The sequence below is a fragment of the Paenibacillus sp. JT31N7 genome (assembly GCF_059692095.1).
Window position 1 is genome coordinate 413,918 of the sequence record NZ_JCAUAT010000002.1, and the last position, 24,510, is coordinate 438,427.

The 24,510-nt window shown below is 55.8% G+C and carries 21 protein-coding genes; 7 read left to right on the forward strand and 14 right to left on the reverse strand.

Going from position 1 to position 24,510, the window contains the following annotated elements:
* Positions 1-52 precede the first annotated feature (52 nt).
* The 4 genes from AC58P5_RS12170 to AC58P5_RS12185 all read right to left on the reverse strand — a co-directional run bounded on the left by AC58P5_RS12170 (position 53) and on the right by AC58P5_RS12185 (position 6,188).
* Positions 53-2,299 (reverse strand): MMPL family transporter, encoded by a 2,247-nt coding sequence (locus AC58P5_RS12170; RefSeq protein ID WP_497386747.1) that lies wholly within the window; start codon positions 2,297-2,299, stop codon positions 53-55.
* 222 nt (positions 2,300-2,521) lie between these two features.
* On the reverse strand, positions 2,522-3,610 hold the full coding sequence (locus AC58P5_RS12175; RefSeq protein ID WP_497386749.1) for an HD-GYP domain-containing protein: 1,089 nt from the start codon (positions 3,608-3,610) through the stop codon (positions 2,522-2,524).
* 181 nt (positions 3,611-3,791) lie between these two features.
* Positions 3,792-4,622, reverse strand: coding sequence for an undecaprenyl-diphosphate phosphatase (locus AC58P5_RS12180; protein WP_497386751.1), 831 nt, complete (start codon positions 4,620-4,622; stop codon positions 3,792-3,794).
* Between the two features lie 114 nt (positions 4,623-4,736).
* Entirely contained in the window at positions 4,737-6,188 is a 1,452-nt protein-coding gene (locus AC58P5_RS12185; RefSeq protein WP_497386753.1) for a bifunctional metallophosphatase/5'-nucleotidase, read from the reverse strand.
* 155 nt (positions 6,189-6,343) lie between these two features.
* Here AC58P5_RS12185 and AC58P5_RS12190 point away from each other — a divergent pair, with 155 nt between their 5' ends.
* From AC58P5_RS12190 to AC58P5_RS12205, 4 genes are all read left to right on the forward strand, one after another.
* On the forward strand, positions 6,344-7,111 hold the full coding sequence (locus AC58P5_RS12190) for a molybdenum cofactor biosynthesis protein MoaE (protein ID WP_497386755.1): 768 nt from the start codon (positions 6,344-6,346) through the stop codon (positions 7,109-7,111).
* A 328-nt stretch (positions 7,112-7,439) separates the two neighbouring features.
* Entirely contained in the window at positions 7,440-8,468 is a 1,029-nt protein-coding gene (locus tag AC58P5_RS12195) for a ThiF family adenylyltransferase (RefSeq protein WP_497387568.1), read from the forward strand.
* Between the two features lie 354 nt (positions 8,469-8,822).
* Positions 8,823-9,881: an HD-GYP domain-containing protein gene (locus AC58P5_RS12200; protein ID WP_497386757.1), complete on the forward strand. Its 1,059-nt coding sequence runs from the start codon at positions 8,823-8,825 to the stop codon at positions 9,879-9,881.
* A 184-nt stretch (positions 9,882-10,065) separates the two neighbouring features.
* On the forward strand, positions 10,066-10,488 hold the full coding sequence (locus tag AC58P5_RS12205) for a DUF308 domain-containing protein (protein ID WP_497386759.1): 423 nt from the start codon (positions 10,066-10,068) through the stop codon (positions 10,486-10,488).
* A gap of 173 nt (positions 10,489-10,661) precedes the next feature.
* On the opposite strand, the gene AC58P5_RS12210 is transcribed toward AC58P5_RS12205, so the two are convergent.
* The 8 genes from AC58P5_RS12210 to AC58P5_RS12245 all read right to left on the reverse strand — a co-directional run bounded on the left by AC58P5_RS12210 (position 10,662) and on the right by AC58P5_RS12245 (position 18,040).
* Positions 10,662-10,997: a DUF2512 family protein gene (locus tag AC58P5_RS12210; RefSeq protein ID WP_497386761.1), complete on the reverse strand. Its 336-nt coding sequence runs from the start codon at positions 10,995-10,997 to the stop codon at positions 10,662-10,664.
* Between the two features lie 186 nt (positions 10,998-11,183).
* Entirely contained in the window at positions 11,184-12,581 is a 1,398-nt protein-coding gene (sufB, locus tag AC58P5_RS12215; RefSeq protein WP_497386763.1) for a Fe-S cluster assembly protein SufB, read from the reverse strand.
* A gap of 27 nt (positions 12,582-12,608) precedes the next feature.
* On the reverse strand, positions 12,609-13,037 hold the full coding sequence (gene sufU / locus AC58P5_RS12220) for a Fe-S cluster assembly sulfur transfer protein SufU (protein ID WP_497386765.1): 429 nt from the start codon (positions 13,035-13,037) through the stop codon (positions 12,609-12,611).
* On the reverse strand, positions 13,024-14,250 hold the full coding sequence (locus AC58P5_RS12225; RefSeq protein WP_497386767.1) for a cysteine desulfurase: 1,227 nt from the start codon (positions 14,248-14,250) through the stop codon (positions 13,024-13,026). The genes sufU and AC58P5_RS12225 overlap by 14 nt, the downstream gene beginning before the upstream one ends.
* Complete coding sequence (gene sufD, locus AC58P5_RS12230) at positions 14,247-15,542, reverse strand: Fe-S cluster assembly protein SufD (RefSeq protein WP_497386769.1); 1,296 nt, start codon at positions 15,540-15,542, stop codon at positions 14,247-14,249. The genes AC58P5_RS12225 and sufD overlap by 4 nt, the downstream gene beginning before the upstream one ends.
* A 32-nt stretch (positions 15,543-15,574) precedes the next feature.
* Complete coding sequence (sufC, locus tag AC58P5_RS12235) at positions 15,575-16,411, reverse strand: Fe-S cluster assembly ATPase SufC (protein ID WP_497386771.1); 837 nt, start codon at positions 16,409-16,411, stop codon at positions 15,575-15,577.
* Positions 16,412-16,751: 340 nt separating this feature from the next.
* The gene (locus AC58P5_RS12240; protein ID WP_497386773.1) at positions 16,752-17,345 is read right to left on the reverse strand and encodes a DUF1802 family protein; all 594 of its coding nucleotides are present in this window, start codon (positions 17,343-17,345) and stop codon (positions 16,752-16,754) included.
* 245 nt (positions 17,346-17,590) lie between these two features.
* On the reverse strand, positions 17,591-18,040 hold the full coding sequence (locus AC58P5_RS12245; protein ID WP_497386775.1) for a Dps family protein: 450 nt from the start codon (positions 18,038-18,040) through the stop codon (positions 17,591-17,593).
* Between the two features lie 201 nt (positions 18,041-18,241).
* Here AC58P5_RS12245 and mtnK point away from each other — a divergent pair, with 201 nt between their 5' ends.
* The gene (mtnK, locus tag AC58P5_RS12250; protein ID WP_497386777.1) at positions 18,242-19,468 is read left to right on the forward strand and encodes an S-methyl-5-thioribose kinase; all 1,227 of its coding nucleotides are present in this window, start codon (positions 18,242-18,244) and stop codon (positions 19,466-19,468) included.
* The gene (gene mtnA, locus AC58P5_RS12255; protein ID WP_497386779.1) at positions 19,468-20,577 is read left to right on the forward strand and encodes an S-methyl-5-thioribose-1-phosphate isomerase; all 1,110 of its coding nucleotides are present in this window, start codon (positions 19,468-19,470) and stop codon (positions 20,575-20,577) included. Before mtnK ends, mtnA begins: the two co-directional genes overlap by 1 nt.
* Positions 20,578-20,690: 113 nt before the next feature.
* Here the strand turns inward: mtnA and AC58P5_RS12260 are convergent, their stop codons facing one another.
* A complete protein-coding gene (locus AC58P5_RS12260) occupies positions 20,691-21,398 on the reverse strand; it encodes a TetR/AcrR family transcriptional regulator (RefSeq protein WP_497386781.1) in 708 nt (235 codons plus the stop codon).
* 161 nt (positions 21,399-21,559) lie between these two features.
* Here AC58P5_RS12260 and AC58P5_RS12265 point away from each other — a divergent pair, with 161 nt between their 5' ends.
* On the forward strand, positions 21,560-23,260 hold the full coding sequence (locus tag AC58P5_RS12265; RefSeq protein ID WP_497386783.1) for an MFS transporter: 1,701 nt from the start codon (positions 21,560-21,562) through the stop codon (positions 23,258-23,260).
* Positions 23,261-23,548: 288 nt separating this feature from the next.
* On the opposite strand, the gene AC58P5_RS12270 is transcribed toward AC58P5_RS12265, so the two are convergent.
* Positions 23,549-24,508: an aldo/keto reductase family protein gene (locus AC58P5_RS12270; RefSeq protein ID WP_497386785.1), complete on the reverse strand. Its 960-nt coding sequence runs from the start codon at positions 24,506-24,508 to the stop codon at positions 23,549-23,551.
* Positions 24,509-24,510: the final 2 nt, after the last annotated feature.

Genomic DNA, 24,510 nt, shown 5'->3' on the forward strand with positions numbered 1-24,510 from the left:
AACGTATGCCCTCTATTGTACCCGATGCCAGTGAAAAATGAAATCATCTCCGTTACAGTAACGGATCGCCTTCCTCCCTCGGCCCGTGGGGACGCAGCCAGCCCGGCGCCCACCAGTTCAGTCTGCCAAGCAGCTTCATCAAGGCCGGAACAAGCAGGACACGGACGACAGTCGCGTCAATTAGGACGGCAAGCGCAAGGCCAAGACCGAGCGCTTTCATAATCTCGATATCCGTAAAAATAAACGTGCCGACCACGACGATAAGAATGAAAGCCGCGCTTGTGATCAGCGAGCCGGTTTTCATCAGCCCTTCGGCCGTACTGCGTTCGTTGTCTCCGGTCCGGTCGTACTCTTCCGCTATCCGCGAAATGAGAAACACCTCATAGTCCATCGAAATGCCGAAGACGACGCAGAAAATAACGATGGGTACCGTAGCGCTCACATATCCGGTCGAAGTCACCCTCATCAGATCGGCCAGGAAACCGTGCTGAAAAACAAGCACCACGGCTCCGATACTCGCCCCTAGGCTCAATACGTTCATCAGGACCGCTTTAAGCGGGAGAAGGAGCGAGCGGAACGCCAGCAGGAGGACGATAAACGTCACTCCCAAGACAAACATAATTACCACCGGCAGCTTGTCTTGAATCCGATCCAGCATATCCAGCCGGTACGCGGGACCGCCCGTCATATGGACGTCCAGCTGCTGCCGGTCGAGCCCGCGGAGTCTCCGCACCAGAGCATCGGTCGCCCGGTCGTCGGGATCGCTTTCCGGGACGACGTGGATCAGCGTGCTGTCGCGGATCGCCGCTTTCTTCCCCGAGCCCGGAGAAGAAAGGGAAGGCTCGCTCAGCACCGACGCCGCCTGCCCGTCGCTGAGGCCAGGGAAACCGTCCAGCACGCTGCGCACGGCCCTGACTCCCGCGGCTGCCTTCACCGAGGCGATGTAGGCCCTCAGACGGCCGACGGCTGCGGCATCCCACATGCCCTCCGGGGTCGTCGCAAGGATCTGCAGCGGGTTCAGCTCCCGCTCGTCGAATGCGAGCCCGGCCAGGTCATCGGCATGACGTGCGCCATACTGCGGCGGCAGGACGTCTCCGCTCGGCGTGCTCAGCTGCATGCCGCGTATGGGCAGCATCATGGCCGCCAGCGCCGCCGTCAGCACGAGAGCCAGAACGACCGGATGGCGCATGACGAAGTAAGCGGTCCGCTCCCAGAAGCGCCGTGTCGTCCCTCTCTCCGACCACGCCTTCGGCAGGATCCGCAAGGAATTCACGTGTCTGCCCAGCATAGCCAGCAGCGCCGGCAGAAGGGAGTTGGCAGCCAGAACCGAGATCGTTACCACAAGAATTCCGCCTAGGCAGAGCGAGCGGAAGAAAGAAAGATCCACGAACAGCATGCCGCTAAGCCCGATCAATACGGCGATTCCGGAGAAGAAGATGCTCCGCCCCGCCATCCTGCAGGTCACCGCAACGGCATCCGGAATCTCCCTCCCTGCTCTCAGCTCTTCCCGGAACCGGCTGACCATGAACAAGGCGTAGTCGATTCCGACCGCGAGTCCGAGCATCGTTACCATGTTCGGCAGAAAATTGGACAGCGCGACGCGCTGGGCAATAAAGTACGTGATCCCCAGTGTCGCGGTCAGGCTGGCTACTCCGACGATCAGCGGCAGCAAAGCTGCGGTCAGCGTGCCGAAAATGATCAGGAGCACGATCAGCGCAATCGGCAGGCCGATCATCTCCGCTTTGGCGATATCGTTCTTGCTCGCTTTTTGCATATCGGCCAGCAGGGCTGGCGCTCCGCCCATATACACCTTCGTTCCCGAAGGCGGAATCAGACGAGCCTGGATCTCGCCGTATTTCTCCAGCACCTTCTCCATCTCAAGCGTAAGCGCTACGTTCACCGCTTGGATCTCGGCCGCCCTGGCCGATTCCTTTCTCGGGCTTTCGACAAATGCCCATGTATCTACATAAGGCAGGGATTTCAAAGGCTCCAGCGATTTTGCAATGGAGGCTTTGGCTTTTTCCGTCGTCAGATCTTTGCCGTCCCCGTCATACACAAGCTGCAGCGAGGAAGGCGGAACCCCCAGCTTCTCCTGCAGCAGGTGAAACCCCGTATCGGATTCGCTGCCTTCTGGCGTAAACCCGTCATCTTTCAAAAGCGCCGGTACTTGACCCGCCAAAATTGCGGCCCCGGCAAAGAAAACGATCCATACCGTCAGCACCCGCTTGCGGTACCGGTACATGGCGTATCCCCACTTCATGAATAGTTCCGACTTCCCGTCAGGCTTCATCCCGTTCATTCCGATTCCTCCCGGACCTCTTGCACGTTACCGGAAGCCTGCCGTATAAGCGGGATTTCCGTATTCGCTTCTTTTAGTATGGTTCCGGGATTTCCGTTTTATATCAGCCATTAGGGAAGAAACGCAAAAAAAGCCGAACGGAACCCTCCGTCGACTTTCGGCTTACAACGCGTTATTTTAAAAACAGAACGGCACTATACCGCGCTCACTTAACCCCACGGCTTACAGGGGATGGACTTCCGTAATCATGATCGTCAATTTTTTGGACAAATCGATCTCGTACGGGGAGGCGATCATTTCGCGCGCTTCGTTCTTGATCACACGGACAACGGGCCGCTGGGGTGCGGAAGCATTGAGGTCGACCACGACGGCGATTTCGCCGGTATTGAGCGCAACGGTGACGCCGAGCGGGTATATGGCCACTTTATCCCGGAACAGGTTCAGCATATCCGTATCGTACAGGGTACCGGCGCCGCCCATAATGACTTCCAGCGCTTCGTGGGGAAGCATCGCCTTACGGTAAACCCTCTGAGTCGTCATCGCGTCGTAGGAATCGACCATCGCGATCCATTTCGCATAGGGGTGAATTTCCTCGTCTTTGATCCCTCTGGGGTATCCGCTGCCGTTGATCCGTTCATGATGCTGAAACGCGCAGTGAGCGGAAAGCAGGGGTATGTTCGCTTCGTCCTTGAGCATTTGATAGCCGTATACCGTATGTTTCTCCATCTCGGACCATTCCGGTTCGGACAGCTTGGAAGGCTTCGACAGGATTTCTTCGGCGATCTGCGTTTTGCCGATATCGTGAAGAAGTGCCCCGAGGCCCAGCGTCATCAATTCATCCCTTTCGTACCCATGGCTCAGGCCGAGCATGGTGGTGTATAAACAGACGTTAAGCGAATGCTGATATAAGTAGTGGTCTTTAATCTGAATATCGCCCAGCATAATCATGGCGTCTTTATGACGGGATAAATCATCGATCACGTGGTCCATCTGCTGTCTGAACGATTTGCCGAAATGCTGGTAATTAGCCAGTGTTCTCCGTCCCGGTTCGTTCATCAGCTTGCGGAAGGTGGTGCGGATTTCCGTGAACAGCCTGCGCTTGGTCTCCTCCGAGATCAGATCGTCCGGAACGATATCGTCCGTCAGCTCATCCTGGATATATAAATAATCGATTCCATATGTTTTCAACCGCCCCAGCAGCGATTGTGTTAATTCGACATTTTCCGCAAGCAGCACCGCTCCCTGCTCGTTGTAAATATGTCTGCCCAGTCTCATGCCCGGTTGACATTGGCTGATGGGTAAAAGACGCATATTCTCCAAACCCCGCGATCTGTGTATTCCTCTCTTTATACCCTTACTGTATAAGATATTTTTGGAAAGAGCAATACAAAAACCGCGTTTTTTCGACGCGGTCTCGGAGGTTTTTTTTCATGTTACATCCATTTTTGTAAAAAATATCTCTCAGAACGTACAAGCGAAAACTCGGAAAAACTTAAACGATCCACAGATAAACGATGAAAATGGCGGCCAGTATAAAGCGGTAATAAGAGAAATAAGTCAGTTTCATGCGCTGTACGAAACGAATAAACGTCACAATCGCAAGCAGCGCGACAATAAAGGAAACGATAAAGCCGACTGCGAAAAACAGGATGTCGTCCGACGTGAAGTTCTTGTAGCTCTTAAGCAGGGAATATCCGCTGGCGGCAAACATAATCGGAACCGCCATAATGAACGTAAAATCGGCACCCGCTTTGCGAGTCACACCGTGAAGCATACCGCCGGCCATCGTCGCACCGGAGCGCGAAAATCCCGGGATCAGAACGGATAAACACTGGTAAAGGCCGATGACAAAAGCCTGACGGTACGAAATACCGTCCATGTCTTCAACGACCGGTCCTCTGGTCCGGTCCATTTTCTTCTCGGCGACGATCATCAGAATACCGCCCAGGATCAGGGACACGACAACGGTTTTCGGGGAAAACAAATACGTTTCGATCAAATCGTCGAACAGAAAAGCGATTCCCATCGCCGGGACGATCCCCAGCAGAATGTGAAGGACATTTAAGCGGGATGCTCCTGCTTTAACCGCTACCGGCTCCCGGTTGATTCCGAGAATACGCAGGATCCGTTTCCAATACACGATCACGACGGCAAGAATGGCGCCGAGCTGGATCACGATCGTGAACGTCTTCATGAGCGGTTCTTCGTCGCTGATTCCCAGCAAAGACTGCGTCAGAATCATGTGTCCGGTTGAGGAAACCGGCAGAAACTCGGTCAATCCTTCGACAATCCCGATAATCACGGCAATCCACAAACTGTACATGGTCTCTCTCCTAATAATGACAGCTGGGGACCTGTGCCGGGCATGGACAGATCCCCGCAACTATACATTTTACCCGGATCAAAGGGTCAAGACAAGTTAACCCCCGGGCATCGTTCAAATACCTTCAGGCTGCCAGCGGGGCTTCAAAGCCTCTTGAAAACGCTCGGGGTGCTGTAGCTCCTCGCCCAGAATATCCCTCAGCAGCTCGGGAAGCAGGTACTCCACATCCGTTCCTTCGCGCAGGGATAAGTAGCCGACTCCGAACGTAAACATGTCGATCATACCGACCGTATACGTCCGGTCTTTCTCCAGTGCCGCTCCGTTAACGAGCACCTCGCGGATTTTGTGCAGCGGCTTCCCTTCCGGGTCGTAGCGGACGCTCAACCCGTCCAGGCACAGGATGCCGAGCACTTCCCCACGGAAGCCGAAGCCCCGGATCGGCTTGCTCTGGAATTCCGGCAGAAGGGATTCCTCCAGCGCCTGAAGCAGGCGGCCGCCTGTCAGCTTGACCCGGCAGGGATTGATCGGGCCGGGACAGACGGCCAAGAGGCGGCCCAGCGTGACGGGCCCTCTCGCAAGCCCGCGCAGCAGCTGGCCGGCGTTGACGAGTCCGATCTCCGCCTTCATCCACCGGCGCAAACCGGAAGCGAGCAGGTTTCCGAGCGGTGACTCGCCGTACCAGTCAAGCTCCAGAGGCTCCGCCAGATCCGTTACCGGAATATCGAGAGCGCGCCGGCCCAGCTCCGCATTGCGGGCGAGAATTTCCGCGATCCCGGCGTCGTCCTCCCAGCCGGATACGGCGTGAACACGGCCCGCAAGCCGGTCGATACGCCGCTCCCGCACGTTGTAGGCGATCTCCACCTCTCCCGCATACTGGCCGTATTTGCCTGCGGCGCAGACCAGCGTGCCGCGGATGCGCAGCGGCTGTTCCAGCAGATGGTGGGTGTGGGCGCCGAGAATGACGTCGATGCCTTCGATTTCCGCGGCCATCCGTTCATCGTAACGGAGGCCGAGGTGGGACATGACGATCACGATGTCGACCTGCGGCCGGAGCTTCTCCACCCAGTAGGCCGCAGCTTTGACGGGCTCCCGGACATCCCAGCCGAGCAGCTCGTAATAGTCCGTAAAAGCCGCCGTCAGGCCGATTAAACCAACGGTGATGTCTCCTTTGCGCACGATATGATACGGAACCATCCAAGCCGGAACCTTCCCCGTGTCCGCATCGAGAATGTTGCTTCCGATAACGGGAAATTCCGCTTTCGTTTCAAAAAGGCTCCGAAGCGCATCCGGAGCGTAGGTCAAGCCTTCGTTATTGCCCGGGACCATCGCTTCGTATCCCGTTGCATTCATGATTTCGATATTGGCGGCACCGCCCGTCCCTTCGGTCTCGAGCCGCATCCGGTCCAGATGGTCGCCAATATCCAGCGTCAGGATCTCATCCCCTTCGTGGCGGCGTCTAAGCTCTTTGAAGCAGGTCGCAATTTTGGGCATTTGTTCAAAATGACTGTGCAGGTCGTTCGTATGAAGAATTACTAACGTCTGATGCTTCTGCTGCTTTTCGGGCATGATTTCACCTCCGCTGTAAAGCCTGTCTCTATTACGTATGCCGTACTTTGCTTCATTATGTAAGGAGCCCGGTTGCCGGACAGCCTCAATATATCCTTTTCGTTTTAGGATATGATATGCTAGTTGAAAACGCAACTTTCAGGAGAGAAGCCCTCATGACGTTTCATATCCGCCTTTTTGCGGGCTTGGCCGATGAGCTCGGCCGCCCTTCCATTGATATAACGCTGTCCCGGGACTCCGGTGAAAAATCCGTAACCGTTCAGGATCTTTTGGACGAAATAGGCGGGCAATTTCCCGGTGCCCGTTCTCTTCTCACCCACTGCTTTCTGGCTAAAAATCATGCTTATGCCGCTCCGGATGAGCTTGTAGCCGAGACCGACGAACTCGCTCTCATTCCTCCCGTCTCGGGAGGAAGCGGCGAAGAGCCGGAAGCGGGAGACGAAGCGTCCGAAGACGCCCGCTACGTACTCACGCGAGATCCCATCGAGCCTGGCGAGGTTCTACATAAGGTTACCCATCCCGACTGCGGAGCGACACTCGCGTTTATCGGCACTACCCGCGAGCATACGCACGGAGTCCGCACCGTCCTGCTCGAGTACGAAGCCTACGAACCGATGGCCGTCTCCGTCATGGAAACTATCGGCGCCGAGATGGCAGCCCGCTGGCCCGGTTGCCGCTGCGCAATGACGCACCGGCTGGGTCCCGTCGGAATCGGCGAAAGCAGTCTGGTCATCGCCGTTTCCACACCGCACCGTGCGGACTGCTACGAGGCAAGCCGCTATGCCATTGAACGGGTGAAGCAGATCCTGCCCGTCTGGAAAAAAGAAGTCGGCGAAGACGGCTCCGATTGGAAAGGCTACGTTTCGCCTTCCGGCGGGCGCGAGTGGAATCCGCTCGACCTCCCGGAAGGCGGGGAGCGGTAACCGTAAGACTGCGGCGAATCACCATAATGCCCGGCAAATTACTTACAAAAACAAGCCCGGAAGGAGCAAACCTATGAGCAGCCTCCACCCCTATCCGCCAGCGGACGAGTTGCCGTCCGCGGCTTCCTCCCCTTCATCGGGAGGAGGAGCCGACCAGGCTGCCGAACCGTCGGCGATGCCCGGCACGGCGAGGCAGACCGGCGCATCACAAGCCGGAGCCGTGCCGTCCTCCGGCGAAGCGGCCGTGCAGGCCACCGACGAACCAGCCGCGCAGCATCCCGCAGCCGTGCAGGCGGCGCAGACAAGCACAGCCGCCGGCGAAGCCGAAGTGCCGGCCCGCTATTCCCGGCACGTGCTCTTCAAGCCCGTCGGCGAGAACGGCCAGCGGGCGCTCGGCCGCGCGCGGGTCGCCATCGTCGGCCTCGGCGCGCTCGGCACCGTCCTCGCGAACCACATGGTTCGCGCCGGTGTCGGCTTCGTGCGCCTGATCGACCGCGACTTCGTCGAAGAGAGCAATCTGCAGAGGCAGATGCTCTATGACGAAGAAGACGCCCGCCAGGCGCAGCCCAAAGCTTCAGCCGCTGCCGCGAAGCTGCGGCTGGTGAACTCACTCGTCGGCATCGAAGCCCATGTCGCCGACTTGAATCCCTTGAATGCCGAAGAGCTGCTGACCGCCGTTGATCTGATTCTGGACGGGACGGATAACTTTTCCGTCCGGTTTCTGATCAACGATGTCAGCGTCAAGCACGGCATTCCGTGGCTGTACGGCGGCGCCGTCGCTTCGCGCGGCGTCTCGCTCGCCATTCTGCCCGGCGAGACGCCTTGTCTGCGCTGCCTGTTCGGCTCCGCGCCGGCGCACGGCACCGCCGATACATGCGACACCGCCGGCGTCATCGGCCCGATCATTCATATGGTCGCCTCCTACCAGGCAACCGAGGCGATGAAAATCCTGATCGGGGATACGGAGCATCTCAACCGCCGCATGCAGCAGTGGGATTTGTGGTACAACCACTATACGTCCGTGGATGTTGCGGGAGCCCGCAAAGCGGACTGTCCCGCCTGCGCCCGTCATACGTTCGAGTATCTCGACGCGGATATCGAAGGGGAAACGATCCAGACGTTGTGCGGAAGAGATTCCGTCCAAATTCATCCCGTCCAGTCCGCGGAATTTTCTCTGGAGCACTGGGAACGGCGTCTTGCTCCCCTCGGTTACGTAAGCCGCAACAAATTTTTGCTCCGCTTCCGTCCTTCGGATGAAATTACACTTGTCCTGTTTCCCGACGGACGCGTGCTTGTACAGGGCGTCACCGATCCCGCCGCCGCCAAAACTTTATACAGCCGGTACATCGGCATGTAATCTGCACGCGATGCTGCGGACCTTATCGAAGGATAAGGTCCGTTTTTTTTAGATCAGACACATGTCGGTATAGCTTTATGAGAAAGGAATATCCGGGTACCCGCACTCGCACGCTATCCATAATAAAACGTGCACCCTCCTTCCCGTTTACGGCACAATTCCTCCCCTTTTTCCGCTTATTTTGCCCGTCTTCTAGCGGCTTGATCAAGTTTTAATTTTCTTTATAAAGAATTGATCAAATCTGACAGCCTTATTCCGATAAATGGAAAATGTTTCATTGCAAGCCTGTTTACCCTCCTGCTAATATGAAGGTGAATGAGAAAAATTGGGTATGGGAAAAGGTGAATGAATTCAATGAGAATTCATATAACAGATCTGCAGGTGGGTGACCGTCTAACCCGCGATACGTTCAATTCAATCGGATTGAACATTTTATCGGCCGATACGAAAGTGGACGAGTTTGATATTTTGAAACTGAACAAGCATCAGATCGAATATGTGGACATCGAAGACCGTCCTCAGCCCGGCAGCGAAGCTCATTTGCAAACCGCTGCATCCTCGGAGCTTTTGCGTCAGGAGGAATCGTTCCACTCCGCTATCGGCGGCATCAAGGACTTATTCGAAAGCGCGGTCCGGACCGGCAAGCTTTCCGACTCGACCGTCGAGCAGTACTACAGTCCCCTCATCTCCAGTGTGCGGGAAGAAAAAGATGTCGTGAACCTGCTGCTCTGCCTGGACAGCCGCGACGATTATACATACCAGCACAGCGTACAGGTCGGCCTTATTTCTTATTTTATTGCGATCTGGCTGGGCAAACCCGAAGAGGAAGCCAAGGAAATCGGCAAAGCCGGCTATCTTCACGATATCGGAAAATGCCGCATCAGTTTTGACGTGCTGCAGAAACCGGGCAAGCTTACGGAAGAAGAGTATGCCGAGATGAGAAAGCATACCGTTTACGGATATGAAATTATTCGCAATTCGATTCATGACGACCTGGCGGCGCTTGTCGCCCTGCAGCATCACGAACGGCTCAACGGCTCCGGATATCCGCTGGGTAAAACTTCCGAAGCGATTCATCCCGCCGCAAAAATCGTTGCCGTAGCCGACGTATACAGCGCCATGATCAATAACCGGTCTTACCAGGCCAAGCGGGATCTGCTTTACGTCCTGAAGGAGCTTCACAAAATGAGCTTCGGTGAGCTTGATCCTCAAGCGGTTCATGTTTTTATCGCCAACATGGTCCCAAACTTTATCGGCAAGAAAGCCACCTTATCCAACGGCCAGTCCGGCACAATCGTCATGACCTTTCCGAACGATTATTTCCGCCCCCTAATTCAGATTGATGATGCCGGAGATACGTTCGTCGACCTTACACAGCGGTCCGATCTGGAGATTCAATCCATCACGATCTAGTAAGCGCTTCATTTCTAATCCTGCAAAATACAACAGCCGCCTCTCCCTTTGGGATTGCGCGGCTGTTTTGTGCTACAATGACCGTATCGGCACACGATCCGTCTATCCACCCATAACCGGTTATGCCAAATCTGGCTGTAGTGAATACGACAACCCAATCCTTCCTCAAGGAGGCGAATACAGCTTGACCTACGACAAAGACAAAGAACAGCCGTTTGTAACGATAAATCGCCAGCCTGATCCACAATGGGAAGGTACGACCGTAAACAATGAAGAGAGCGAACCCTTGCGAGACCCCGAGCTTCCCTCTTTTTCTTCCGATTACACCCCGCCTCCCGTAAAGCGGAGAAAAACTTCAGCTGTCTTGGCGGAGCTTTGCGGCATTTTGGCCATCCTTTTTAACCTGCTGGTCGTTACGCTTCCCCTGGGCATTATCCTCGGACTCACCGCCTTCGGCTCGGGCCTTGTCGCCAGGCGCTCTCACGGGCGGTCCGCAGGGCTTATCCTCTCCCTTTTCTCGTTTCTGATCGCGGGGGTTTGGCTTGCCAGCGCCTTGGTTCCGCTTGCGGTCGATCCCACGATAAGAGTCGGCCTGCGGCTGCCTTAACAGCGGTCCGGGCTTTTTGGCTTGACTCTTTTTATTGAGAAAGGAAACTCCGATCTAAATGCAGGCTTCGCCCGCAGGAATTAAATTAGACGGATGAGCCTCTGAAGTCGGAAACCTGCCCTGGAGGGTTTAAGATTGCATCGTCATCCTACTCCGAAGGGATGCACCTCTTCCTATCTAGCCGGCAGTTCCCGGAGCATCCGATGATACATAGCCTCGATCACGCCAAGCACAAGGACAATGGTCAGCAGCTCGCCCGTGGAAAGCGACCAGTCCGCAGCATAAGCCGCCAGCCGTAAAAACACAAAAGCCAGGGTGGCGTCACAAATCGTCGCAATCATGTTATTGGAAACCCTCAGAATCAGTTGGTCTCCGATTACAAAAGCCACGAGCGATAACAAAACCGCCGTTAAGAGCGCCGACGCAATACTCGCTTCCGTAAAAGTCAACAGCAAAGGTACCACAATAACCCCGTTCAGAATCAGTTTAATAATCAATTTGCTTGCCACTTTGTTTCCTCCTTGAGGTTCTTGGTTATTTTAGTATTGCGACAGCCCGCCCCTACATTTTTTCTTTCCCCTGACGTTTGGAATAATCACTGGGAAGCAGCATTAGGTTTTAACCGCGTTTGTTTTTTTATACAAAAAAACGTGCCCGAATAAATTCGGACACGTCTGTTTGATTAGGGACAAGGATTAACCGATGGAACCTTCCATCTCGAACTTGATGAGACGGTTCATTTCGACCGCATACTCCATCGGAAGTTCTTTCGTGAACGGCTCGATAAAGCCCATTACGATCATTTGCGTCGCTTCGCCTTCCGACAGACCGCGGCTCATCAGATAGAAGAGCTGATCTTCGGATACTTTCGAAACGGTCGCTTCGTGCTCCAGCGTGATGTTGTCGTTCATGATTTCGTTGTACGGAATCGTGTCGGACGTGGATTGTTTATCCATAATCAGCGTGTCGCACTTGATGTTGGATTTCGCGCCTGAGGAGTTGCGGCCGAAGGAAGCGAGTCCGCGGTACGTTACTTTACCGCCGTGCTTGGAGATCGACTTCGAAATGATCGTCGAAGTGGTATCCGGAGCAAGGTGGATCATTTTCGCACCGGCATCCTGATGCTGGCCTTTGCCTGCAACGGCAATGGACAGAACGGAGCCTTTGGCGCCGCGGCCTTTAAGCACGACAGCCGGGTATTTCATCGTCAGCTTGGAGCCGATGTTGCCATCTACCCATTCCATGTTCGCGCCTTCTTCAGCGACGGCACGCTTGGTAACGAGGTTGTAGATGTTCGGCGCCCAGTTCTGGATGGTGGTGTAGCGGGCACGGGAGTTTTTGCGGCATACGATTTCAACGACCGCGCTGTGAAGCGAGTTCGTGCTGTATACCGGAGCGGTACAGCCTTCTACATAGTGAACGAAGCTGTCTTCGTCCGTGATGATCAGGGTACGCTCGAACTGTCCCATATTTTCCGAGTTGATACGGAAATACGCTTGAAGCGGAACTTCGCATTTTACGCCTTTCGGTACGTAAATGAAGCTTCCGCCGGACCATACAGCGCTGTTCAGCGCGGCGAACTTGTTGTCGGTCGGAGGAATGACGGTTCCGAAATATTCACGGAACAATTCCGGGTATTCACGCAGCGCGCTGTCCGTGTCCATGAAGATCACACCTTGATCTTCAAGTTCCTTCTGCATGCTGTGGTAAACGACTTCGGACTCGTACTGAGCGGATACGCCGGCAAGGAACTTCTGTTCAGCCTCCGGAATACCGAGCTTGTCGAACGTTTCCTTAATTTCGGTCGGAACCTCTTCCCACGTCTTGCCCTGCTTCTCGGACGGCTTGACATAGTACTGGATCTCGTTGAAATCGAGGTCATCCAGGTCACCGCCCCAGCGCGGCATCGGCATGCTGAAGAACTGTTCCAGCGATTTCAGGCGGAACTCGAGCATCCACTCGGGCTCGCCTTTCATTCTGGAAATTTCGGTCACGATCTCGGCGTTCAGTCCTTTTCCCGATTGGAAAATAGACTTGTGCTCGTCCCGAAAGCCATATTTGTACTCTTCCATTTCTGGCATTTGCTTAGCCATCGTACCAACCTCCTTTAATTCAGTGAATTATGGCTGCTTCGTCTGTTCGATTCCCTTGCGGAGCGCGTTCCACGCGAGTGTGGCGCATTTAATACGGGCCGGAAACTTGTTCACGCCGGACAAAGCCTCTATATCTTCGTATTCAAATTCAACGTCTTCGCCCTTCATCAGCTTGGAGAAATTCTCTGCCATTTCGAGCGCTTCTTCGAGCGTTTTGCCTTTGACGGCATCCGTCATCATCGAAGCCGAGGACATCGAAATCGAGCATCCCTCTCCCACATACTTGGCGGCTTTGACTTTTCCGTCTTCTACCTGCATCTGCAAAGTGATCCGGTCCCCGCACGTAGGGTTGTTCAAGTTGATCGAAACCGATTCATTATCGTCGAACGACCCGCGGTTTCTCGGCGTTTTATAATGATCCATGATGACTCTGCGGTATAAATCATCCAATTGCATGACCGAAATACTCCTTTGTTTTTAGTAAGCCCTGGACGAGTCGGTCGATGTCATCTTCAGTATTGTATAAATAAAAGCTGGCGCGTGCCGTAGCCGATTGTTCCAGCCAGCGCATCAGCGGCTGGCAGCAGTGGTGACCGGCACGAACGGCGATTCCTTCGGCGTCCAGCACCGTGGCCACGTCGTGTGGATGAACGTCACCGAGATTAAAGGTGACAAGCCCGACGCGGTTATTTCTCGGACCGTAAACATTCAGACCTTCAACTTCAAGCATACGCTCCAGCGCATAGGCAGTCAAGCTGGCATCGTGGTCGGCGATCGCGTCGAGACCGATCTCCTCCAGGAAGTCGATAGCCGCTCCAAGACCGACGGCACCGGCGATGATCGGCGTTCCCCCTTCGAATTTCCAAGGGAGTTCCTTCCACGTGGAATCGTAAAGATCCACATGGTCGATCATTTCACCGCCGAATTCGATCGGCTCCATCGCTTCAAGCAGCTCCTTCTTCCCATACAATACCCCGATTCCGGTCGGTCCACACATCTTGTGGCCCGAGAAAGCGAAGAAGTCGCAATCCAAATCCTGCACATCCACCTTCAGGTGAGGAGCGCTCTGCGCACCGTCGACCATCATCTTGGCACCATGACGGTGAGCGATTTCGGCGATGGCTTTCACCGGGTTAAGGACACCCAGGACGTTGGAAAGATGAACGACCGATACGAATTTCGTGCGGTCCGTAATGGTAGTCTCCACATCTTCAAGGGCGATGGAACCGTCCGGTTGAAGCGGGATATATTTGAGCGTGGCGCCGGTCGCCTTCGCGACCTGCTGCCATGGAATAAGATTGCTGTGATGTTCCATCGGGGTGATGACGATTTCGTCGCCTTCCCCGCAGATGGAGCGGGCATACGAGCCGGCAACCAGGTTGATCGCTGTCGTCGTGCCGCGGGTGAAAATAATTTCCTGCTCGGAGCGGGCGTTAATGAAACGGACAACCTTCGCACGCGCTCCTTCGTAAGCGTCTGTGGCACGGGACCCCAGGGTGTGGACGCCTCGGTGTACGTTCGAATTGTCCCATTCGTAATACTTTTTCAGGGCCTCGATGACTTGGACCGGCTTCTGGGAAGTCGCGGAGCTATCCAGATAAACGAGCGGATGCCCGTTCACTTCCTGATTCAAAATGGGGAACAGTTCGCGTATCTCCGAAGGTTTCATTGCCCCAGCTTCCTCTCTACCATAGTTTGCAGCTGCTCTTCCAGCTTGGCGATCGGAATCTCCGATACGACCGGAGCCAGGAAGCCGTAAATCAGGAGACGAGTGGCTTCCTCACGGGAAATCCCGCGAGACATCATGTAGTAAACCTGGTCCTGGTTTACTTGACCCACGCTCGCCGCGTGACCGGCTTTTACGTCATCTTCGTCGATCAAAAGAATCGGATTCGCGTCACCGCGGGCTTTCGGGCTGAGCATGAGCACGCGCTCCGTCTGCTGGCCGTTGGCGCCCGTTGCGCCTTTCTCGATCTTCGTGATGCCATTGATGATGGCAGTAGCCTGGTCTCTCATAACGGCACGCGTAATCATGTCGCTGTTGGAGTTCAGACCGAAGTGAACCGCACGTGTCGTCAGGTTCAGCTTCTGATCGTTCGTTCCCACGCAGATGACTTTCGCATCCGAGTAAGAGCCGTTGCCCTTCAGAATCGAAGTCGTATCCGACATGGAGTTGCCCTGGTTCATTTCGCCGACGACCCAGTTCACGCGTCCGTCGTTCTCTACAACGGCGCGGCGGTAAGTCAGGTCCGTAACGCCTTCCGTCAGGTTGTGGACCGAAGCGAATTGAACGTTCGCGCCCGGCTTCACGAATACTTCGGTTACCCCGTTTTGTACTAGCGAGGCGCCGGTACCGATCGAAGTAAAGTTCTCCACGTAAGTGACGGAGCTGTTCGTATCCGCTACGATCAGGATGTGCGGCGAGAAGCTCGCTGCCGAATCATCGGACAGGAACAAGGCCTGCAGCGGGATTTCCACGTTTACGTTCTTCGGAACGTAAAGGAATACGCCGCCGCTCCACGTTGCCGCATGTACGGCCGTCAGCAGGTTTTCGCCCGCTTCAACCGCTTTGCCGAGGTACGGCCGGACCAGATCGCCGTGTTCGCGTACCGCGGTTTCAAGATCCGTAAAGATAACGCCGCGGCCGGCAAGTTCTTCGGACAGAGCCCGGTAAACGGCCCCGGAGTTCCGTTGTACGATAATGTTCGTATCTCCGACGAGTGTTTTAACCTGCTCCGGCAGCTCGCTGACGGAAGCAAGGGCTTGAGGCTCGCGGTACGTACCGAAAGAGCTCAGGTCCCACCGGTCCAATCTCGTTTTTTCCAATTTAGGCAGTTCCAAAGATCCCGCCAGATTTGCCGCCTGCACGCGCAGATCGGTCAACCACTCCGGCTCCTGTCTGGCTTTCGACGCTTGGGCGACGGCTTGGGAATCAACGGGAAGAATGGTTTGTGTCGTCATATCTATTTCCTCCTAATATATAGCCCAGGCCATTAGTTATATTTCGGTGCAGTTGTGTTCATAGGAACTTGGAATTCTTGCTCGTCGTCATTACCGACTGTTTCGTCGACGATGCCCAGCTCTTCTTTAATCCAGTCATAGCCGTCTTTCTCCAGACGCTGTGCCAGCTCGGGACCGCCGGATTTGACGATTCTGCCCTGCATCATCACGTGTACGAAGTCAGGCGTTACGTAATCCAGCAGGCGCTGGTAGTGGGTAATGATCAGGAAGCCGCGGTCTTCGCTGCGCATAGCGTTAACGCCTGCAGCGACGATGCGAAGGGCGTCGATATCGAGACCGGAGTCGATCTCATCAAGAATAGCGATGCGCGGATCGAGCATCAGCATTTGCAGAATTTCATTCCGCTTCTTCTCGCCGCCGGAGAAACCTTCGTTCAGGTAACGGTGCATGAATTCCGGATTCATTTCGAGTTCTTTCATTTTGCTTTCCATCTGGCGGATAAATTTGATCAGGGAAATTTCGCTGCCTTCTTCACGGCGCGCGTTGATCGCGCTGCGGAGGAAGTCGGCATTCGTTACGCCGGCGATTTCGCTCGGATACTGCATAGCCAGGAACAGGCCTGCGCGCGCTCTTTCGTCGACGGCCATTTCCAGTACGTCTTCGCCGTCCAGGCTGATGGAGCCTTCGGTCACTTCATATTTGGGGTGGCCCATAATCGTGGAAGCCAGCGTACTTTTACCGGTACCGTTAGGTCCCATGACGGCGTGGATTTCTCCGCCTTTAACTTCAAGGCTTAAGCCTTTCAGGATCTCTTTGCCTTCGATTTGTGCCTTAAGACCCTCTATTGTGAATACGGGTGCGTTTGCCATAGTGAATTAACCCTCCAACTTTTCAATGAATTTCACTTTATAATCATTCTAATATGATTCTCAATGATTCTCAATAGCTTCATCATAGTCTATGCCGCCTGCTTAAATCAAGAAAGGGCATTTTCCCCTGTCTATCGTCTTTAAACGCCGTCATATGAGCTTTTTCATTGTGCGGCGAATAAAACTATGTAATTCTTTCCAGAATACCCGGCTTGCCGCAAAAAGAATCCAGCTCGAACAACTCCTGTTCAATCCTGGGTTTGACATTCTTCGTCCTGCCCCCGGCAGCCTATTCAAGCTGCATCGGTTGGCCGGACGTATAATAACGAGTCCCGCGAAATTAGGCCCCTGTGACCGGCGCTCCGTCCGTCAGTGCTTTCTCGATCCTGTCCACTGCCGCCCGGAACGATTCGTCGCTAAGCACCGGTGTTCTGCCCGCGGACTCCAGCTCTCCCTGGAGTTCGATCCAGGACTTGCAGCCTTCGTAGGAAGGGTCGACGTCCAGGGTAACCGGCTTGTCCAGCTTATACACACGGAGCAGCATAACATGAAGGGGCTGCTTGCGCTTCCACTTCAGTCTTTCCTCCGCGAAGGTCTCGGTCCAGATATGAAAAGGCTGCAGCTTCTCCAGCGTCTCCCCGTCGCTGACTTCAATGTCGCGGACCAGTTCGGCCCAGGAAGAAATCGTCACCTGCCTGTCGTCCGGATTCCAGCCGTCCAGCGTCTGCCGGAGCCCCGGCTGAGCTGAATCCTTTATGAGATGCGGCTTCTGATGCTCGTAGGTCGGATACAGGTAAAAGGCATCGGAAACGACGCGGAAATCCCGCGTTTCTTCACGAATGCCGCCTTTGCGCATGATGAGAATCTGCTCGCCCTGCTCCAAAGCCTGTACCGCCGAAGCCCATTCTTTCAATGCCATTTGGGAATGTATCACCGTTTACACCTCTCTTGCCCGTTATTCGGCTCACTCCCTCTTATTATAGTAGGCCTTTTCCGAAAATGCCAAACCCGTCCGGCAAAAATTGCGTTAAAACGACAGTAAATTTTTCGCAAAGGCAACCGCAAAAAACCGGCGCACCTCGTTAGAGGCCGCCGGCCGGCATCCGTAACCGGTGTTTGCCCGGACCGCAAAGCATAGGACAGCGGCTGCGGTCAGCAGGTTCACACCGCCCGCTTTCGTCAGCCGTTCAGGAAAGAACCGAGCATCCAGCGGTGCTTCTCCAGGGACTGCGTAATGCCGAGCAGCATATCGGCGGTTCCTTCGTCTCCGGCTTCCTCGGCTTCTTTCATGCCCGTTTTGCATTCGTTTATGACGGTTTCGAAATCGGCCAGCAGGGCGCGCACCATCGTATCCGGCTTCTCGCTGCCCGCGGCCTCCCCGATGTCGGACAATTCCAGGCATTCTTTGAGCGTGGCGACGGGCTTGCCCCCGATGGAGAGCAGACGCTCCGCCAGCTCGTCGACATAGCCTGCCGCTTCGGTGTACAATTCTTCGAACTTCACGTGAAGGGTGAAGAATTGATCTCCTTTTACATACCAATGATAATTGTGGAGCTTGATGTAAAGCACGGTCCAGTTGGCTACCTGTTTGTTCAATACTTTGTGGGCGGAACGGATCGCAATCGACATGACGTACCTCCTGATGTGGGATATCTTCCGGTAGTGTAGGCTGAACGGAGTCGTTTTATGTAAGCCGTGTCCAGGGACCGGAGCCCTAAAAATTGTGTTTCATGCAGGGGTGTTTTCCTTTATACTAGTATTTAAGTCGGAATTAACGGACAACCCGGTACAAGCCGCCACTTATTAATTCTTTCTCAGGAGGAACGCACAATGACTACGACTTACTATGCGCTGACGGAAGCGGAAGCGATTGCATATGCCAAAGGACTGCCGAACATTTTCGCGCCCGACGCGGTGCTGACAAGCCGTGAAATCGGGGACGGCAATCTTAATCTTGTTTTTCACATTTCGGATGAAAAGTCCGGACGCAGCCTGATCCTGAAGCAGGCTCTGCCTTACGCGAAAGTCGTAGGAGAATCGTGGCCGCTAACGCTGGACCGCGCACGGATCGAAAGCGAAGCCCTGCAGCTCCAGGGTTCCTTGTGCCCGGACCTCGTTCCTCACGTATTCGCATATGAGAAGGAGCTTGCGCTGACGGTCATGGAAGATTTGGGCGACCACGTCATCATGCGCAAGGGCTTGATCGAGAAAAACAAATACCCGCTCTTCGCGAAACATATCGGTCGGTTTATGGCCCGCACGCTGTTTTTCTCGTCGGATCTCGGAATGAACCAGCAGGAGAAGAAGCTGCGGGTCGGCCGCTTTATTAATCCGGAGCTCTGCAAAATCACGGAGGATCTTATTTTCGACGACCCTTACCGCGATTCGGAAAATAACAGCATCGAAGATCATTTGAAAGATGCCGTTCAGGCGATCTGGCAGGACCGCGAGCTTCATCTGGAAGTCGCCATTCTGCGCAATACGTTCCTGACGCGTGCCGAGGCTCTGCTTCACGGCGATCTGCATACGGGAAGTATTTTCATCAAAGAAGATTCCACGAAAGTGATCGACCCCGAATTCGCCTACTACGGGCCGATGGGCTTCGATATTGGTGCGGTCCTGGCCAATCTGCTGCTGAATTACGCAGGACAGGAAGGCTGGAGCGCAGGCGATGCCGAGCGAACGGAATACCGGGAGTACCTCCTGGAAACCGTCAAAGAAGTGTGGACGGTATTCGAGCGGGAATTCCGCTCCCTGTGGGACAACGAAACCGTAGATCCGATGTCCGAAACCCCCGCCTACCAGGACTGGTACATGAACCGCGTTCTTCAGGAGACATTCGGATTCGCCGGCTGCAAAATGGTCCGCCGTATCTACGGCCTCTCGCACGTGGCCGACATCGACGGAATCGAAGATGCCGCGGCACGCGAGCGGGCGCAGCGGCTTGCGCTGGCAATCGGCACGACCCTGATTAAACGGGGCCGTCAGGCAAGCTCGATCGACGAACTGATTGCGGCTGCCCGCGAGGCTACCGCCGCGAAGGAGGGTGTCCGCTAATGACTGCAAACGGAAACGAAGTACAAAGCCAAGGCCAGCGCGGCTGGGTCCAGTCCGTCCGCTGGAACGGAGAGCGGCTGGATCTTCTCGATCAGCGGCTGCTTCCCGAGGAAATCGTCTACCTGCCGCTGGAAACGCCCCACGAGGTGTGGGAAGCCATCCGCCACCTGAAGGTCCGCGGGGCGCCCGCAATCGGTATCGCGGCGGCCTACGGGGTCTTCCTCGGCATCCGTGACGCCGAAGAAGACGAGGCCATCTCGCGCGAAGCGAACCGGCGCCGCCTGGCGGGTGAAGTCGCCAAGCAGGCGGACTATCTCGCCACCTCGCGCCCGACCGCCGTCAATCTGTTCTGGGCGCTCGACCGGCTCAAGCGGCTGACGCAGAAGCTTGTCGAGATGGACATTTCGCACGGCGAAATGAAGCAGGCGGTTCTCACCGAGGCCATCCTGATTCAGGCCGAGGATGAAGAAACGAACCGCCGCATCGGCGAATTCGCCCTGGAGCTGTTCGAGGACGGCATGGGCGTCCTCACCCACTGCAACGCCGGCGGACTTGCGACGGCGAAGTACGGTACTGCGCTGGCGCCGTTCTACCTGGCCCAGGAGAAGGGCATCGCGCTGAAGGTGTACGCCGACGAGACGCGACCTGTCCTGCAGGGCGCGCGCCTGACGGCGTTTGAGCTTCAGCAGGCCGGCGTCGATGTGACGCTGATCTGCGACAATATGGCCGGCGCCGTCATGAAGAAGAACTGGGTGCAGGCCGTCATCGTCGGCACCGACCGCGTGGCCGCCAACGGCGACGTGGCCAACAAGATCGGCACGTACAGCGTGGCCGTGCTGGCCAAAGCCCACGGCATCCCGTTCTACGTGGCATGCCCGATGTCCACGATCGACCTCAGCACGCCGACAGGGGAAGATATTCCGATCGAGGAGCGCGGCGAGGAAGAGATCACGCAGGGCTTCGGCAAGCGTACCGCCCCGCAGGGCGTCAAGGTGTACAATCCCGCTTTCGACGTGACGCCGAACGAATACGTGACGGCGATCATTACGGAGAAAGGGATCGTCCGCGCGCCGTTCGCGGAGAATCTCGCCAAATTGTTCGAAGAATAATCCGCCGGGGTTGTCCCGGCAAACAAGAAGCCAGTCCGGCAAGTTCCGGACTGGCTTCTTCGCGCTGCGGGTCGCATCGCTATGCTTGCAGCGAGGCAGCTTCAGGTTATTTTTCAAGACCGGGACCGTGGACTTCTTCCCCGCGACGCTTTCTCGGATTCGAGCGCCTTCTGGATAATGGCCGGCATATCCGGCAGCTCCTTCCAGATATCGAGCGAATCTTTTTCCGCTCCGAGCAGCTTTTCCAAAATTTCACCGATCGCTTGAAGCTTCGTGACCACTTCTTCCACCGTCCAGGCGAAAATACCGGGATCGTAGAGGAAAAACAGGCCGACCATAAAAAACTCGACCACTTCCCGAGGGTGGCTCGTATGGAAACTCCCCTCCCGGATGCCCTGCTCGATAATGCCCGTAAAGAAAGGCGTGTAAGCCTTGACGGATTCCACGAGCATTTTTTGATGAAGAAGCGCATTGCTCTCATGATGCATATATTCCAGATTGTCCAGATTTTCTCCCCGCTTCACGAAATCTTCCTTCATGATCTTGACAATCTTCTCCCGGCCGGACAACTCCGGATCTTCCGCAATCGTTGAAATAAGCCCCATATGGTCGTCCAGCATGCGCCGGATCATCGCGTCCGCCAGCTCGTCTTTTGACTTGAAATAATAATAAAAGGTCCCTTGGGCGACCCCGACCTGTTTAACGATATCGCTAACCGCCGTCCGTTCGTATCCTTTCATACGGAACAGCGAGTCCGCAGCGGATAAAAGCTCCTGTTTGCGTTCTTCCGGACTTTTCGTCACACGTGCCAACTTCTCCACCGCCTTTATGCCTGCCTGTCCGATTTCCTGTTCTAAACTTAAACGGGGAAGGAGGCTCTTTCTTTTAAATTTAACTATTGACTGTCAGTCAGTCAATGTTATATAGTCTTTTCATCGACTGATTGACAGTCAGTCAATTATGTTTCTGGAGGATTCCACTCATGCAAAAATCACGCAAGATCCCCGCCATCATTACCCTTCTGCTCGGTTTTTTTATGGCGATTCTCGACACGAGTATCGTCAATGTCGCGCTTCCCCGGATGAGCGAGTTTTACGGCGCGGACACCGCCGGCATTTCCTGGGTCGTGAACGGCTACAGCCTGTCGTTCGCCGTTTTTCTGCTCGCCGCTTCCCGCCTTGCCGACCAGTTCGGCCGTAAAAAAGCGTTTATGACCGGCTTATTCCTTTTCACCTTGAGCTCCCTTCTGTGCGGCATGGCAGGCTCTATCACGTCCCTCATCCTTTTCCGTGTTCTGCAAGGCATCGGCGCGGCATTGATCACCCCTCTGGTCGCCCCCCTGCTGCTGGCCCTGTTCCCTCCCGAAAAGAAAGCCGTCATGATGGGCATTACCGGCGCTTTGGCCGGCCTTGCGGCCGCAAGCGGACCCGCCCTGGGCGGAGTGCTCTCGTACCAGCTCGACTGGCAGTGGATTTTCTACATCAATATCCCGCTCGGCGCCCTGGCCCTCGTTCTGGCCGCCTCCTCCCTGGCGGAATCTTACGATCCGACGGCTACGCGAAAGCTCGACTGGGGCGGTATGCTGACGGTCTCGGCCGCCTCGTTAACCCTGACGCTCGCTTTTATGCAGGCGAACGACAAAGGCTGGGCTTCTCCTTATATTGTGTCCCTCTTCGCGGCAGCTCTGCTTTCGCTCCTCCTGTTTCTGTGGATCGAATCCCGCGTTAAAGAACCGATGCTTCCGCTCTCCCTTTTCAAGATCAAACGGTTTCCGTCCGGCAATCTCGGCCTGTTCCTGCTCGGAATCGGCATGACCGGCCCGACCTTCATCCTCGCGTTCTTCCTCACGCAGGTGATCGGCATGACGGAGCTGCGCGCCGGACTCATTATCAGCGTCCTTGCCGTTGCGTCCATGATCTGCTCCGTCCTTGCCGCCAAAGGCGCCGCCAAGCTGGGCCCGCGGATATTCTCGGTCACCGGAATGATCCTGCTTGCCCTTGGAACCTACCTGCTGGCGGGCCTCACGACGGAATCCACGACTCTGGATTACATTTGGCGCCTGACAATTGCGGGTATGGGAACCGGCATGGCGATCGCGAATTTGACGGCAACCACCGTCCTGCTTCCCCCGCCGGAAAAAACGACCATCGCCATGGGCATCGGAACGATGGCCCGGACGATCGGAAGCGCGCTCGGCGTCGCCGTTCTCGTCTCCCTGCTGTCCCATTCCATGCGGACCGAGATGGCTTCCGCCAAAACAGAGCTGACGGAGCGGATCGCAAGCAGCGCTCTGTCTGCGGAGAGCAAGGCGGGACTTGCCGAAGCTCTGCAGCAGCAGGCCGGAAGCAGCGGGGCTGCTGCGGGAGGTGCCTCAGGAGCGATGCAGGGCCTGCTCGACCAGTGGGACCGCAAGGAGCGGGAACAGCTCCAAGCCGCGTCCCCCGAAGCGGCCGGGCGAGTGAAGGAAGCCTTCGCCAAAGACAAAGCGGAGCTGCAGGGCCTGCTCCCCCAGCTTCAGGCGGCGGTGAATACCCATACGACGGCCGCTTTCGGCCTCGTGTTTAAAATCAGCTGTCTGGCTCTGCTTCTCGGCGCCGTCTGCGCTTTCGTCAACGGACGAAAGGCGGCGGAGCCCGCACGGGAAGCGAAACGTGCGGAAAATGCCCTCCGTTCCCCGCAGTAGACGGGCTGCACAGCAAAAACACCGGTTCCAGGGACCGGTGTTTTTGTGCGCTTATCTGGTTCATAGAGTCTGCCGAGCCATAGTCACTGCTTCAGAGATGCGGGATACGGGATGCCCATGCGGCATGGAGGCGTACACTAAAGGATAGCGAAGGAATGTCCGACCGGACATTCCATTCCCGGATCGCGTTTGCTGCGCTCTTCTCCGGTCCGGGCAACCAAACGGCCCTCTCCGTATCACTGCCGCACCGCTCGTCATGAAGGCGGGCCGGCCTTCGCCCCGCATCTGTTACTTCCCGGCTGCCGCGTTCCCCGAGAGAACGGCCTCGATCCGCTCCAGCACGTCTGCCTCCAGCTTTACGCCATTGGCTTTCACGTTCTGCTCCACCTGCTCCGGACGGCTTGCGCCTACTAGGGCGCTGGCTACGTTCGGCTGGCGCAAAATCCAGGCGAGAGCCAGTTGACCCACGGTAAGCTCCAGCTCCGAGGCGATGCCTTCAAGCTCCTTCACCTTGGCAATGTTCTCCGCCGTGACGGCCCCGCGCATCGTCTCCACTTTGCCGGCGCGGCTGTCGGCCGGGATGTCGTCCGCGGACTTGTATTTGCCGGTCAGAAGTCCCTGTGCCAAGGGCGAGAAAACGACCTGACCGATTCCTTTTTCTTCGCCGAGCGGGATGATATCTTTCTCGATGTAGCGGTTGAACATATTGTAAACCGGCTGGTTGACGACGATTTTGTCCAGCAGATATCTCTCGGCCAGACCGAGCGCATCCGCCATTTGAGCCGCTGTCCATTCGCTTACCCCTATGTAAAGCACTTTGCCTTGGGTAACGAGATCGTCAAGTGCGCGGAGCGTTTCCTCCAGCGGCGTCTCGGGATCGTACCGGTGGCAGTAGTAAATGTCGACGTAGTCGGTTCCGAGTCTTTTCAGGCTGGCATGCGCCTGTTCCATGATATGCTTGCGGGAAAGGCCCCTGTCGTTCGGTCCTTCGCCCATGGGCCAGAAAGCTTTCGTCGCAAGCACGTAGGATTCGCGCGGATATTCCTTCAAAGTGTCGCCGACCACCTTCTCGGCTTCCCCTTGCTTGTAAACGTTTGCGGTATCGAAAAAGTTAACGCCCAAATCGTAAGCTTTACGGATCGATTGAACCGCATTGTCACGTTCGACGTAGCCCCCATAAGTAAGCCAGCTTCCGAGGCTAATCTCACTGACCTTCAAGCCCGACCGTCCGAGTCTGCGATAGTGCATGT